Origin of the sequence: Steroidobacter agaridevorans (assembly GCF_009932555.1) — a bacterium.
Classification (GTDB): domain Bacteria; phylum Pseudomonadota; class Gammaproteobacteria; order Steroidobacterales; family Steroidobacteraceae; genus Steroidobacter; species Steroidobacter agaridevorans.
Genome location: NZ_BLJO01000003.1, coordinates 224,504 through 238,258 on the forward strand (window position 1 = coordinate 224,504; position 13,755 = coordinate 238,258).

At 63.4% G+C, this 13,755-nt stretch carries 12 protein-coding genes; 6 read left to right on the forward strand and 6 right to left on the reverse strand.

All coding sequences use genetic code 11. The features are described 5' to 3' along the window. Positions 1-163: 163 nt before the first annotated feature. Complete coding sequence (gene metX, locus GYH35_RS11995; protein ID WP_161812071.1) at positions 164-1,276, forward strand: homoserine O-acetyltransferase MetX; 1,113 nt, start codon at positions 164-166, stop codon at positions 1,274-1,276. 198 nt (positions 1,277-1,474) lie between these two features. Here metX and GYH35_RS12000 read toward each other — a convergent pair whose 3' ends face one another. Then, positions 1,475-2,314, reverse strand: a complete 840-nt coding sequence (locus GYH35_RS12000; protein WP_202624258.1) for a peptidoglycan DD-metalloendopeptidase family protein — start codon at positions 2,312-2,314, stop codon at positions 1,475-1,477. After that, positions 2,311-3,999: an exodeoxyribonuclease VII large subunit gene (xseA, locus tag GYH35_RS12005; protein ID WP_202624259.1), complete on the reverse strand. Its 1,689-nt coding sequence runs from the start codon at positions 3,997-3,999 to the stop codon at positions 2,311-2,313. Before xseA ends, GYH35_RS12000 begins: the two co-directional genes overlap by 4 nt. A gap of 147 nt (positions 4,000-4,146) precedes the next feature. Between xseA and guaB the strand changes: the two genes are divergently transcribed. Together guaB and guaA are read left to right on the forward strand one after the other, a co-directional pair. Then, entirely contained in the window at positions 4,147-5,616 is a 1,470-nt protein-coding gene (gene guaB / locus GYH35_RS12010) for an IMP dehydrogenase (RefSeq protein WP_161812072.1), read from the forward strand. Beyond that, positions 5,603-7,198 carry a glutamine-hydrolyzing GMP synthase gene (guaA, locus tag GYH35_RS12015; RefSeq protein WP_244318914.1) on the forward strand — a complete coding sequence of 532 codons (1,596 nt, stop codon included), beginning with the start codon at positions 5,603-5,605 and terminating at the stop codon, positions 7,196-7,198. The genes guaB and guaA overlap by 14 nt, the downstream gene beginning before the upstream one ends. 26 nt (positions 7,199-7,224) lie before the next feature. Here the strand turns inward: guaA and GYH35_RS12020 are convergent, their stop codons facing one another. Continuing rightward, complete coding sequence (locus GYH35_RS12020) at positions 7,225-7,716, reverse strand: LEA type 2 family protein (RefSeq protein WP_161828833.1); 492 nt, start codon at positions 7,714-7,716, stop codon at positions 7,225-7,227. A 149-nt stretch (positions 7,717-7,865) separates the two neighbouring features. Here GYH35_RS12020 and GYH35_RS12025 point away from each other — a divergent pair, with 149 nt between their 5' ends. The 3 genes from GYH35_RS12025 to GYH35_RS12035 all read left to right on the forward strand — a co-directional run bounded on the left by GYH35_RS12025 (position 7,866) and on the right by GYH35_RS12035 (position 9,181). After that, a complete protein-coding gene (locus GYH35_RS12025) occupies positions 7,866-8,060 on the forward strand; it encodes a hypothetical protein (protein WP_161828518.1) in 195 nt (64 codons plus the stop codon). A gap of 102 nt (positions 8,061-8,162) precedes the next feature. Further along, on the forward strand, positions 8,163-8,549 hold the full coding sequence (locus GYH35_RS12030; RefSeq protein ID WP_161828519.1) for a DoxX family protein: 387 nt from the start codon (positions 8,163-8,165) through the stop codon (positions 8,547-8,549). A 47-nt stretch (positions 8,550-8,596) separates the two neighbouring features. Further along, positions 8,597-9,181 carry a YhgN family NAAT transporter gene (locus GYH35_RS12035; protein ID WP_161812075.1) on the forward strand — a complete coding sequence of 195 codons (585 nt, stop codon included), beginning with the start codon at positions 8,597-8,599 and terminating at the stop codon, positions 9,179-9,181. Here the strand turns inward: GYH35_RS12035 and GYH35_RS12040 are convergent. The 3 genes from GYH35_RS12040 to GYH35_RS12050 are packed head-to-tail and all read right to left on the reverse strand — an operon-like array spanning position 9,129 to position 13,682. Next, positions 9,129-10,502, reverse strand: a complete 1,374-nt coding sequence (locus GYH35_RS12040; RefSeq protein ID WP_161828520.1) for an ELWxxDGT repeat protein — start codon at positions 10,500-10,502, stop codon at positions 9,129-9,131. The two genes, GYH35_RS12035 and GYH35_RS12040, sit on opposite strands and share 53 nt — an antisense overlap. Before the next feature lie 4 nt (positions 10,503-10,506). Further along, positions 10,507-11,529 (reverse strand): ThuA domain-containing protein, encoded by a 1,023-nt coding sequence (locus tag GYH35_RS12045; RefSeq protein WP_161828521.1) that lies wholly within the window; start codon positions 11,527-11,529, stop codon positions 10,507-10,509. 11 nt (positions 11,530-11,540) lie between these two features. Continuing rightward, positions 11,541-13,682 carry an outer membrane protein assembly factor BamB family protein gene (locus GYH35_RS12050; protein WP_202624261.1) on the reverse strand — a complete coding sequence of 714 codons (2,142 nt, stop codon included), beginning with the start codon at positions 13,680-13,682 and terminating at the stop codon, positions 11,541-11,543. Positions 13,683-13,755: the final 73 nt, after the last annotated feature.

Sequence of the window (13,755 nt, forward strand, 5' to 3'; positions counted from 1 at the left end):
GCGCGCTGACGCGCGTCGCCCTTCCGTTCACGGAAGGGGGCAGGGGGTGGGGTTTTCCGGCCAGCAACGCCCACCTTAGGCATTTGCATATAGCACCCGGCAATGTTCGATCGTCACGCGCCGGGTTTACACTGCCCGTAACAATCCGGTTCTGGACTCCCTCATGGCTTCAGCCCGCAAAATTCTCAACCTCGACCGCCCATTTCCCATGCGGCGGGGCGGCGCTCTGCAGGACGTGCAGATCGCGTATGAGACCTGGGGCGACCTGAGTTTCTGCAACGACAACGCCATTCTGATCTTCACCGGCCTGTCGCCCTCGGCGCACGCGGCGTCCTCCACCGAGGATCCGGCGCCGGGCTGGTGGGAAGACATGATCGGCCCGGGCCGCCCGATCGATACGCGCCGCTTCTTCGTGATCTGCGTGAACTCGCTCGGCAGCCCTTTCGGTTCTACCTCGCCGACGTCCATCAATCCCGCCACCGGTCAGTGCTATCGACTGACGTTTCCCGTGCTGACGGTGGAAGACATCGCCCGCGCGGGCCACGAAGTCGTCACATCTCTTGGAATCAAGAAACTCGCCGCCGTCGTCGGCCCGTCGCTCGGCGGCATGACGGTGCTGGCTTACTGCGCTTTGTTTCCTGAAGGGGCGAGGGCGCTCGTTTCCATTTCCTCCGCCGCGCGCTCGACGCCATTCGCAATCGCCCTGCGCTCACTGCAGCGGGAAATGATTCGCAAAGATCCCGCCTGGCTGGAAGGCAACTATGCGTCGGATGCGATTCCCGTGCAGGGCATGCGCCTCGCTCGCAAGCTCGGCATGATCACGTATCGTTCCGCGAAGGAATGGCTGCAACGCTTCGGCCGCGAGCGCGCCAACGCCGAGCGCAAGCCGGGCGATCCGTTCGGCATCGACTTCGAAGTCGAGTCGTATCTGGAAAATCACGCGGTCAAATTCATCGGCCAGTTCGACCCGAACTGCTACCTCTACATCTCGCGCGCCATGGACCTGTTCGACCTCGCCGACCACGGCGGCTCGGTCGCCGAAGCGCTGCGCCGGTTCACTGTCGAGCGCGCCTTGATCATCGGCGTCGAGACCGACCTGCTGTTCCCCATCGAACAACAACAAGAGCTCGCCGACGGCCTGAGCAACGGCACCCGCACCGTGCAGTTCGCCCGCCTCGCGTCCATCCAGGGCCACGACTCCTTCCTGGTCGACATGGACCGCTTCCGGCCGGTGATCACCGACTTCCTGGCGGAGCTGAAGCTGGCGAATCCCTGATTGGTCCACTGGGCCTGAAGACCCACCCCCTAACCCCCTCCCGTGAACGGGAGGGGGAACTAGGTTTTTTATTTCTTCCTCGGAAGGGGAATGGGCAATAAAAGCCGGCCGCCTCTGGAAAGAAAAAAGAAAAATCAAATTCCCCCTCCCGTACACGGGAGGGGGTCAGGGGGTGGGTCCTCCGGCCGGCGAGGCGAGCTACTTGCTGCCGATAAACAGCGCCGGATCCACCATCGCGCGGTTCAGCGCGACGCCCCAGTGGAGGTGCGGGCCGGTGACGCGGCCGGTGGCGCCGACGGTGCCGATCAGCTCGCCTTGGTCGACACGGTCGCCGGGTTTTACTTTGATGGTGTCGAGGTGGCAGTACATGGTCACGAGGCCGTCGCCGTGATCGATGTAGAGCGTGTTGCCGTTGAAGAAGAAGTCGCCGGCTTCCACGACCGTGCCCGCGGCGGGCGATTTGATCGGTGTGCCTTTGGGAGCGGCGATGTCCATGCCGGAGTGGGGATTGCGGGGCTGGCCGTTGAACACGCGGCGCGAGCCGTACGAGTCGGACCGCACGCCTTCGACGGGCGACACCAATTGCAGTGACGGCGTCTCCAGCGCGGTGTACTTGGACAGCGCCGCGTCCGAGCGCTTCGTTTCCTGGCCAATGCGCTTCAAATCATCGGGATTCGGCTCGACCTTGCGCTGATCCTTGATGGTCAGATACTGAGTTCGATATTTCTTGTCCGTGATGCGAAAGGGCACTTCGGTCGTGCCTTGCGGAGTGCTGACCTTCACCTTCAGCTCACCCGGCTTTTCCGCGAGCGGAATGCCGACCACGGCGACCCATTGGTCGTTCCGGCGAACGACCGCGACTCGGTGCGTATTGAAGATCACCGTGGGCGCCATCTCGCCGCCCGGCACTGGCACGAGCGCGATGCCGCCGGGAACACGGCTTTCCGTCGGCAGCACAGCGGCGCCGGCAGCGAAGCCGGCAAACAGCAACAAAGAAGCGGAGAAGCGAAGCAAGCGAGACTGGATCGTCGAGGTCATTGGTTCTCGTCATCTCGATGCGGCGTGATTTGCTCGACGCGAGCCTGCAAGGTGCCGCGGGACAAACGGGTTTGAATGATGTCGCCTTTGTTCACTGACGTGGCATCCGTAACGACCGTGCCGTCAGCATCAGAGACGATGGCATAGCCACGCTGCAAGGTCGCGAGCGGGCTTACCGTATTCAACTTGCCGGCCGCGAGCGTGAATCGTGCTTCCAACTTGCGCAGCTGTCGTTGCAACGACGTCTCCATGCGCCGGTCGGCAATCTCGACTCGACGGTGCAAGGAGGCGATGCGAGCAGCCGGAGACTGCTGTCGCAGATTGCTGGCCGCGTGACGCAGCCGACTCTCGGCCATGCTCACGCGCCGTTGCAACGACGTACCCAGTGTCTTGCGTGCAATCTCCAATCTGCCGCGCGCATCGGCGACGCGCAGAGCTGGCGAGCGCTGCCGAAGATGTGCGGCGAGCTCTACCAGCGTGCTTCGGCGCTGAAACAACCCATGCCGGATGCAACGACTCAATCGTTGCTCCAAATCATCCAGACGCTGCGCCTTCTGACGTAGCTCCACGCCCGGATGCACTTGCGCCAGGCGCCGCTCCAGCCACACGAGCCGTTGCTGTCGAGACGCCATGTTTCGAACCATCGCGGTTCGCACGCGACGGCCGAGCAGATCGACACTGCGCGTCCATTCATTGCAATCGGGCGCGACGATTTCCGCCGCACCCGAGGGCGTCGGTGCACGCACGTCGGCGACGAAATCGGCGATGGTGAAATCCACTTCGTGACCGACACCGGAGACGACCGGAATCTGACAATCGAAGATGGCGCGCGCGACCGCTTCTTCGTTGAACGCCCACAAGTCCTCGAGCGAGCCACCGCCGCGAGCGACGATCAGCACATCGCACTCGGCACGAGCCGACGCCATCCGAATGGTCCTCGCGATCTGGCCGGCCGCGCTCTCACCTTGCACCTGAACCGGATAGATCAACACCGGGATCGTGCAGAACCGGCGTCGCAGAATATTGAGCACGTCGCGAACGGCCGCGCCCGTCGGGGAGGTGACAACGCCGATCCGGCGGGGCAGGCGAGGCAGCGGCTTCTTCCGATTCGCGTCGAACAGGCCTTCGGCGGCCAACTTGTTTTTCAGCTGCTCGAAACGTCGGCGGAGCACGCCTTCGCCCGCTTCCTCCATGTAGTCGGCGATGAATTGATACTCGCCGCGCGGCTCGTAGAGGCTCACGCGTCCGCGCGTCAGTACATGCATGCCGTCCTTGGGGGTGAAGCGAGCGCCGAGGTTCTTTTGACGGAACATGGCGCATCGCAGTTGGGCGGACTCGTCTTTGAGCGAGAAGTACCAGTGCCCGGAGGAGGGGCGCGACAGGTTGGAGATCTCGCCCTCCATCCAGAGCGACGGCAGGCCCCGCTCGAGCAGCATGCGGGCCTCCTTGTTCAGCCGGCCGGGCGTATAGACATCGCGTTCAGGCTCGGTCGAGGTGGGCGTCGCTGCATCGATATCGTCTATCGGCGCGCGCACCGGCGCCCGGGCGGCCTTACGGACGGGCGGAGTCGCGGCCTTCCTGGCCACAGGAGCGGGCTCGGCCGGGGGCGGGGCGGGCGTAGTCTCCTCAGGCGGCTTCGGGGCCGGCGGCGGCATGGAGAAGTCGAATTCCAGTTCGCGATTCATTTCGGGAAGGCTACAGCCTACGTCCCGGGCGCGCACGTCCGGCATTGCCTGTCGGGCCCGATGCCCGGCTTCAGGCAGAACATTTACCGGAGGGGCTCCGCCGCGTACAATGGCGTGCTTTCATCGATAACCCGCGGGCGCTCCACCATGCGTATTCTCGAGGAAGCACTCACCTTCGACGACGTGCTTCTGGTCCCGGCTTACTCCAATTTCCTGCCGCGCGACGCTGACCTAAGCACGCAACTCACTCGCGCGATCCGACTCAATCTGCCCATCCTGTCCGCCGCCATGGACACCGTCACCGAGGCGCGCCTGGCGATCACCATCGCGCAGGAAGGCGGCATCGGCATCATCCACAAGAACATGAGCGTCGAAGCCCAGGCGCGCGAAGTGGGCAAGGTCAAGAAGTTCGAAAGCGGCGTGATCCACGACCCGATCACCATCTCGCCCGACAAGACCATTCGCGAAGTGCTGGAGCTGACCCGCTCCAAGAACATCTCCGGCGTGCCGGTCGTGGTCGGCTCCAAGGCGGTCGGCATCGTCACCCACCGCGACCTGCGGTTCGAAACCAAGCTCGACGCGCCGGTCTCCACCGTCATGACCCCGCAAGAGCGCCTGGTCACCGTGCGTGAGAACGCGCCCAAGGACGAAGTGCTGGCGCTGCTCCACAAGCATCGCATCGAGAAGGTGCTGGTCGTGGACGCCAACTTCAACTTGAAGGGCATGATCACGGTCAAGGACTTCCAGAAGGCCACCGAATTCCCGCGTGCCGCCAAGGACGATCGAGGCGCGCTGCGCGTCGGCGCCGCTGTCGGCACCGGTGCGGACACGATGAAGCGCGTCGCCGCACTCCGCGAAGTCGGCGTCGACGTGATCATCGTCGACACCGCGCACGGCCATTCGAGCGGCGTGATCCAGATGGTGCGTGAGATCAAGAAGACCTGGCGCGATCAGCAGGTCATTGGCGGCAACATCGTGACCGCCGACGCTGCGTTGGCGCTGGTCGAAGCGGGCGCCGACGGCGTGAAGGTCGGCATCGGCCCGGGCTCGATCTGCACGACGCGTGTCGTGGCCGGTGTGGGCGTGCCGCAGATCACGGCGGTGGCCAACGTCGCCGCCGCGTTGAAGGATTCCGGCGTGCCGCTGATCGCGGACGGCGGCATCCGCTTCTCGGGCGATATCGCCAAGGCGCTGGTCGCCGGCGCCAATTCGGTGATGTGCGGCGGCATGTTCGCCGGCACCGAAGAATCGCCGGGCGAAGTCGAGTTGTATCAAGGCGCGTCGTACAAGTCTTATCGCGGCATGGGCTCGCTGGGCGCCATGTCTCAGGCGCACGGCTCCAAGGACCGTTATTTCCAGGACGCCACCGCCGAGCTGGAAAAGCTGGTGCCGGAAGGCGTCGAAGGCCGCGTGCCCTACAAGGGTTCCGTGGTCACCATCCTGCACCAGCTGGCCGGCGGCCTGCGCGCAGCGATGGGCTACACCGGCTGCAAAACCATCGAAGAGATGCGGACGCGGCCCCAGTTCGTACGCATCACGAACGCCGGTGTGCGCGAGAGCCACGTTCACGATGTGACTATCACAAAAGAAGCACCCAACTACCGTGTCAGCCGATAATTTGCCTCGCTCGGATATCCACGCGCACCGCATTCTGATTCTCGATTTCGGCGCGCAATACACTCAGCTGATCGCTCGCCGCGTCCGCGAAAGCGGCGTGTATTGCGAGATCCTTCCTTGGGACGTGACGGATGCCGAGGTACGCGAGTTTGGTGCGAAGGGCATCATCCTCTCGGGCGGTCCGGAATCGGTCACGGACACGAAAGGTCCGACGGCGCCGCAAGCGGTGTTTCAAAGCGGCGTGCCGGTGCTCGGCATCTGCTACGGCATGCAGACGATGGCGGCGCAGCTCGGTGGCCGCGTCACCGCCGGCACGCATCGCGAGTTTGGCTATGCGCAGGTGACTTCGTCGGCGCCGTGCAAATTGTTCGATGGTCTGTTCGATCACAAGGACGGGCAGGGCAGGCCGCTGCTCGATGTGTGGATGAGTCACGGCGATAAGGTCGATGAGTTGCCGCCGGGCTTCGTGGCTGTGGGCTTCACCAACAGCGTGCCGCTCGCGGCGATGGCCGATGAGTCGCGACACTACTACGCGGTTCAATTCCACCCGGAAGTCACTCATACGCTTCAGGGCGAAAAGATCCTCGAACGCTTCGTGCGCGAGATCTGCGGCTGCGAGGCGCGCTGGAGCCCGGGCAATATCATTACTGATTCCATCGCCCGGGTGCGCGAGCAAGTCGGTCGCGACAACGTGCTGCTCGGTTTGTCGGGCGGCGTCGATTCTTCCGTCGTCGGCGCGCTGTTACATCGTGCGATCGGCGATCAGCTCACCTGCGTGTTCGTCGATCACGGCCTGCTGCGGCAGGGCGAAGGCGACCAGGTGATGGAAACGTTTGCTCAGCACATGGGCGTGCGCGTCATTCGCGTCAATGCCGAGGAACGTTTCCTCACGGCGTTGAAGGGCGAAGTGGATCCGGAGCGCAAGCGCAAGATCATCGGCCGTCTGTTCGTCGAAGTGTTCGAAGAAGAGGCCGCCAAGCTGCAGGGCATTCGCTGGCTCGCGCAGGGCACGATCTATCCCGACGTCATCGAGTCCGCCGGTTCGCGCACCGGCAAGGCGCACGTGATCAAGAGCCATCACAACGTCGGCGGCCTGCCCGAGAAGATGAATCTCAAGCTGTGCGAGCCGCTGCGCGAGCTGTTCAAGGACGAAGTGCGCAAGCTCGGCGTCGAGCTCGGCCTGCCGCGCGAGATGGTGTATCGCCATCCGTTCCCTGGTCCGGGCTTGGGCGTGCGCATCCTTGGCGAAGTGACGAAGCAATATGCCGATCTGCTCCGCAAGGCCGACACGATCTTCCTCGACGAACTGCGCAAGCACGATCTCTACGATCGCACCAGCCAGGCGTTCGCGGTGTTCCTGCCCGTACGCTCGGTCGCTGTGATGGGCGACGGCCGTCGCTATGACTACGTCATCGCCCTGCGCGCCGTCGAGACCATCGACTTCATGACCGCTCGCTGGTCGCGCCTGCCTTACGAGTTCCTGGATCTCGTGGCGCGGCGGATCTGTAACGAGGTCGATGGGATTTCGCGAGTGACGTACGACATTTCGGGGAAGCCGCCGGCCACGATCGAGTGGGAGTGAGCAGTACCTTCGGGGCTGATCGTCGATCAGCCCCTGTCGTCCCTGTCCGTAGCCGGTGCTGGCAGGTCGAATTCACCTTGCGTGCGGAACCGGATGCTGTTGAAGGTCGACCCGTTGAGCTTGCCTTTCAATTCATAGGCAATCGGCCCGCTGCCACCGCGCCGGATCATTTCGACTGCCTGACCTGCCATTCGGAACGCGGAGACGGTCACCGGCACGCTGACGATGGCGTCGCCGAAGCGCGGCACATTCCCATCGGCGTCGCTGACGCCGGTGGCGAAAGTTTTTCCCTGTACGTTCATTTCGACCGCCACCCCGTTGTAGTTGACCGGCGTGTCGTTTGGATTCTGTACGCGCAGCTTCACGAGCATGCGCAGCTCCAGCCCCTGGCCCTGGAGCGGCTCGATTCCGGCAACCGTTACCTGCAATGGATCGCGACCTTGAAGCGTCGCGCAACCGCCCGACGCCAGCAGTACAACCGCGAGCAAAATGACCGATATGAGATTTCGGGCGATCATGATTCCGGGATGAAGTCTGCCCAGCAATTGCCGCTGCTCCAATAGGTACCGCGAGCGCACCGGAAATTTCTGCAGAGAGTGGGCGCCGCAGAGTGCGTTCAGCGGCCGCCCTATTCAGGCGGGGCGGGGGCTGCCCTAAGTTGGCGCCCATGCAAAACCAAGCTCGCGGCCGCTCTCGCTCACGAATCGATCGTCTCTCCCTGATCGATGAGGACGATACGCCGTCGAGCCCTTCGTATTTCGAGTGGCGCGAGCGGACGATCCGCACCCAGGCGTATCGGCCCGAGCCGAAGCCGCAGCCCAAGGTCAACTCCCTCATCCGCCTGTTTCGCCGCTTCGGCTGATCCCGCTTTTTTGATCCGTGCAGTTGTCGGAAGTCGCCTACTAAGAGCGTCCTAGGGTCGAATCCTCTTTTTCGACCAACACCGCCACCGGCGGGAGGGACCATGAAAGCGACGCCGACGATCTGGACGGGCCGGGTGCTCACGGCGCTGTTCGCGCTGTTTATCCTGGGGGCATCGGTTACGCCCAAGCTGCTCGGCATGCCGGTGGCCGAGGAGACCATGAATCAGCTCGGCTGGCCGCCGGGCTACGCCTTCGGCATCGGTATTCTCGAGCTCGTATGCCTGGTGCTTTATCTCTATCCCCGCACCAACATCCTGGGCGCCATCCTGTTCATGGGCGTGTTCGGCGGCGCCATGGCCACTCAGATCCGGACCGGCAACCCGCTGTCCAGTCACCAGCTCTTCAGCATCTACCTCGGCCTATTCATGTGGGGCGGCCTGTGGCTGCGCGATCCGCAGGTGCGGGCGATGTTTCCGTTGCGGCGCTAGGGCCGCTCCCATAGTCGCGCTCCGCCCGTTTGTGAGATCCTGGGCGGATGGACATTCTTTCCGCCGTCATCACGCTTTGGCTGATCATGGACCCGCTGGGCAACGTGCCGGTGTTCCTGGCCGTGCTCAAGCGAGTGCCGCCGGAGCGGCGGCGGAAAGTGTTGGTGCGCGAGGTGTTGATCGCGTACGTGGTCCTGATCTTCTTCATGCTGGTGGGTGACAAGGCGCTGACACTGCTGCAGATCAAGCAGGAGACGATCAGCATCGCTGGCGGCATCGTGTTGTTCCTGATTGCGCTGCGCATGATCTTCCCCGCGCCCGGTGGGCATGACGAGGCGGGCGACGACGAGCCGCTGGTGGTGCCGCTGGCGATTCCGCTGATCGCCGGGCCCTCGACGCTGGCGACCTTGCTGCTGCTCCGGGCGACCGCCGAGAGCACGTTCCAACTGTGGCTTGCGACGACGATCGCGTGGTCGGCGACCGCGGCCATCCTGATCGCGGCGCCGTTCTTTTATCGAGCGCTCGGCGAGCGTGGCCTGATTGCCATGGAGCGCTTGATGGGCATGGTGCTGGTGATGATCAGCGTGCAGATGTTCCTGAATGGAGTAGCGACGTTTCTCCATTCGGCTTGAGTATCCAGAGCCGCGCCTGGCCTCGATCGTCGTCGGCGACGAACGCGATGTGCTTGCCGAGGGCGACAAATTCGTGCGGGTAGGCGCTATCTTTTCCGGCCCGGACGTCCGTCATCATCGAGAGTGCTTGGGTGCGTTTGTTCGCGCTCCAGAGTTCCCAGCCGTGCGCCGGCGTGCCCGCTGCGAAGTAGAGGGCATCGCCGATGGCGGTGAGTTGGCCCGGCGATGAGCTGTCCGTTCCTGCGTTGATGTCGCCCGTGAGGCGCGTACCGCTCGTTGTGCCGTCGCTTTGCCACAGTTCGACGCCGTGCTTTCCATCCATCGCTGCGAAGAAGAGAACGTTGTCCACGACGGCGAGATGACTGGGCAGTGAGCTTTCGACGCCGGGTCGAATGTCCTTGACCAGCTGCGTGCCTCGTTCCGTGCCATCGGTGCGCCACAGCTCGAAGCCGTGCTTGCCGTCGTCGGCTTGAAAGTAGATGCGATCGTTGAGTCGCTGCAGATAGCGCGGTCGCGAGGCGGCCGGGCCGGGGCGGATATCTTTAATCAATCGTGTGTTTGCCTGCGCGTCTGTGCGCCAGAGCTCGATGCCGTGAGCCTCATCGGCGGCGACAACCACGAGAAAATCATTGAGCGCGGTCAAGGAATGCACGGTGGTGTCCGATGAGCCGGGATTGATGTCGCTAACGCGGCGCGTACCGGACGGTGTGCCGTCGGTGACCCAGACTTCCGTCCCCGCGGCAGGGTCGCTTGCGACAAAGAAGAGATGATTGCCAGCTGCGGTGAGGTGGCGGGGCACGGAACCCGCCGATCCTGGCGAGATATCGGCGACGAGGCTGGTGGCGTCGGCCGTGCCGTCGGTTCGCCATAGCTCATGCCCATGCTGGCCGTCGTCGGCGACGAAATAGAGGTGGTCGCCGGCGACGGTGAGACTGTTAGGTGTCGATGCGTTTGGTCCTGGCTGGACGTCTTTGACGAGCGCCGTGCCTTGCGCACTTCCATTCGTTGTCCACAGCTCGATGCCGTTCGCGCCGTCGTCCGCCGCGAAGAAGACGCGATCGCGGAACGATGTGATGAAGGCGGGATACGAGCCGCGGAAGCCGGGGCGAATGTCCTTGACCTGACGCGTGCCGGCCTCGGTACCGTCGGACATCCACAGTTCGAAGCCGGTGTCGGGATCGGACGCGCCAAAGTAGAGATGGTCGTTGACGACGGTCAGCCCAGCCGGCGCGGCGAATGAAAGTTTGCGCTCATCCGCCGCGCCGTGAGAGCTGATGCCGACGCCGATCAGGACAGCCAGCAGGGCACGCTCAAAGCGCATCGAATCAACGTCCACTCGTGCAGAACGGCGCCAACCCCATCGCCGACTTGATGCCATTCACGATCATCTGTTTGAACTGCGGCTGGCCAGGGAAGCCGGAGCCGTCGGTAAATGCCGCGCCATCGTGGCCCAGGGTCGTGACCCAGGAGCGGCCGCCGTCGTAGTACTGGCACCATGTCACGGGATGAAAGTCACCATGGCCCGGATGCAACTCACGACGCGTGGCCAGCGTGTTTTCGTCAACCGTCGCGAGGAACTTCACGCGCGTGGGGAAGGGCTCGAGGTTGTACCACTCATCGCGGAAGGGCCAGGTCTTCGGCAGGCCATTGGTGGATGAATCGTTGCGCGAGACGATCTTCACCATGCCGTCCTGATTCGCGCCGTGATCGTAGTAGTTGGCGTTGCCGAGCAGTCCTTCGTACCAAGGCCAGTTGTACTCCGTGCCAAACGCATTGTGGATGCCGACGAATCCGCCGCCAGCGCGGATGTATTGTCGAAGCGCAGTCTTTGCCGCATCCAGGTGCGCGCTGGTAGAGGTATTGACCGCGAGCGCTGGATCGATCGCGCGGCCGTGCGCCTGCAGTGTGTCGCGAGTCGTGCTGGCAAAGATCACGGCCTTGTAGCGATGCAAATTGGACAGGCGCGTGACATCTTCGGTCCAGTCGACTTCGATGCCTTCCTGTTCGAGCCAGCTCTTGAGTGCGTTCTGCACCACGTTGCCGGCCCCGAGCGCCGGGTTCAATCCAGCCGCAAGACGAGGGCCGAGATTCGCGTGCCGCGGCCCGGCGGTGCGCGAGTAAATCAGCACGCGATTGCCTTCGCGCTCGGCCGCCGCCCAGTCGTGATAGCAACGTGGATCGACGCCTCGACAAACGTTGTACGCGGGATCGTAGCTGCTGTTCTTGTCGTGGCGATCGTAATGATCGTCGTCGTCATAGCCGCGATCGCCGGCGACCGCTGGCAATGAAAGTCCCAATGTCGCGGCGGCAAGCCACGCTGCTCGCGACAGAGCCGGTTTATTCGTCATGTTTGTATCCCCTATTGGTTGTTGGTTGGCTGCACGACTTCCACCTTGCCGGTCGGGCGCGGGCTGAAGCAGTCGTTGAAGAAATATTCGCCGGGCTGATCGAACCGATACGTCGCCGAGTCGCCGGGCGCGAGACGGAAGTTGAACAAGCCTTCGAAGAACTGCGTGGCGCAGTGGGTGTTGAGGTTCGTGGCCGGATTGGTGAAGGTCACAATCGTGCCAGGCGCGACGCGCAGGTGAGTCGGCGCCATGCCATTGACCGCCGTCGACTCAGTTGTGCCAACCGTATTGGTCGCAGCGTTATAGGTTCGAGCGAGGACGATGGTGTTGGCAACGACACTGCCTTCGACAGGGCCGCCGGACACCGGCCGGCGCACGACGGGCGCAGGTGGAGTCGGTGCTTCCGCGAGTTTGCCGCCAAGCTTGAATGCCCACAGATTGTCGCCGCGCGGCGCTGAGTTGCCGTAAGGAATGCCGGTGCCGCCGGCATAGATCGCAATGTACTGTTCGCCGTCGATCTCATAGCTGATCGGGCTCGCGCTGATGGCTGCGCCGGTTTGGAAACGCCACAGCTCTTCGCCGTTACGTGCATCGAGCGCGAGCAGATTGCCATCGGGCTGGCCGATGAACAGCAGATCCGACGCCGTCGTGAGAATGCCGTTGCCGTGCGCCAGCGAGTACGGCATGCGCTTCTTCCAACGGATGCGATTGGTGCTGGGATCGACCGCGACGATGCCACCCGTCTGGTACTCGCCCGGCGGACGCAAGCCATTGCTCGATTCGGTGAGTGAATGAGCGGAGGCCACGTAGCCGAAGCCCGTATACATCAACCCGGTGCTGTGGCTGAACGAATGATGATTCCAGTCCGCGCCGCCGCCGTGACCGGGAATCGACAGGATCGGAACATCCCAATGCGCCGGATAGATACAACCGCGCTCATAGTTGGGGACGGCACGGTTGGGATTGCCTGGAATTGCAGTGCCCAGCGGCTGATCGACGACGCAGGTTTCCGTCCATGCGCCTTGTCGTGGGAACGGCTGGGTCGGCGAAGTTTTCTGTCGCGGCTCTTGCGCCACGGGTACTTCGTCGATGCCGAGCGGGGCGCTGCCGTCGCGGCGATCGAGGACGTAGTACATGCCCGACTTGCTGCCGTAGACGATGAGTTTGCGATCGCGTCCGCGGATCTTCGCGTCGACGATGACCGGCGCCATCACATTGTCCATGTCCCAGATGTCGTGATGGACGGACTGGAAGTGCCACTTGTAGGCGCCGGTATCCATGTCGAGCGCGACGATGGAGTTGCCGAACAAGTTGTCGCCGCCGCGCGTCGAGCCATTTTGCGACGAGCCCGCGCGAATATTCCCGAACGTGAAGTAGACGGTTTTCAGCTCGGGGTCGATGGCAGGATGAATCCAGGGAGCCGCGCCGGCTTCCTGCCACGTGTCGCCTTCCCAGGTGTCATTGCCGAACTCGCCCGGGCCGGGCGCGCCCCAGAAATGCCAGAGCTTGTCACCGGTCGTAGCGTCGAGCGCCAGCGCCGCGTTTCGATCGGCGTCATTGGTCCCGATGAACAATCGACCGCCGTAATAAACGACGGCGACTTTCTCCACATTGCCCCAGCCTTCGTGCTGCCGCTCCCACACGACCTCGCCGGTGTCTTTGTCGAGCGCGACGACGTAGTTGTCGCCGGATAGCGTGAACACCAACCCTTGACCCACAGCGACGCCGCGACGCGTGAGAGTGCCGCGCGTCTGCAGATATTTCCATTTGGTCTGTCCGGTGCGTCCGTCGACCGCGATCACATTGCCAAGCGCCGATTCGATATAGATGACGCCATCGACGACCACAGGCGTGCTCTGATTCGTGCCAGTAGTCATGCCGCCTTCGATCTTGTTCAGCCACACGGCGCCGAGCTTGCGCAGCTTCGCTCGATTGATCTGTTTCAACCGACTGTAGTTCTGATTGCCAAGATTGCCGCCGACTTTCGGAAAGTCCGCGTCGCCAGCCGTGCAGCAATCATCGAGATCGGCAGCGCGAGGGCGGGGATGGTGATGACCGCCGCGGCGCTCGTCCGAGTCGTCGCTGGCATTCGCAACGATAGGGGCGAGACCGAGCGCAGCAGTCGCAAGAGACAAGGCGAGTTTGAGCTTCATCGAAATCTCCATGACACGTTGTGCGCGTCCGTCGGTCGGGCGCGACTAGAGAGCGCCGCACTTGGCGCAACGA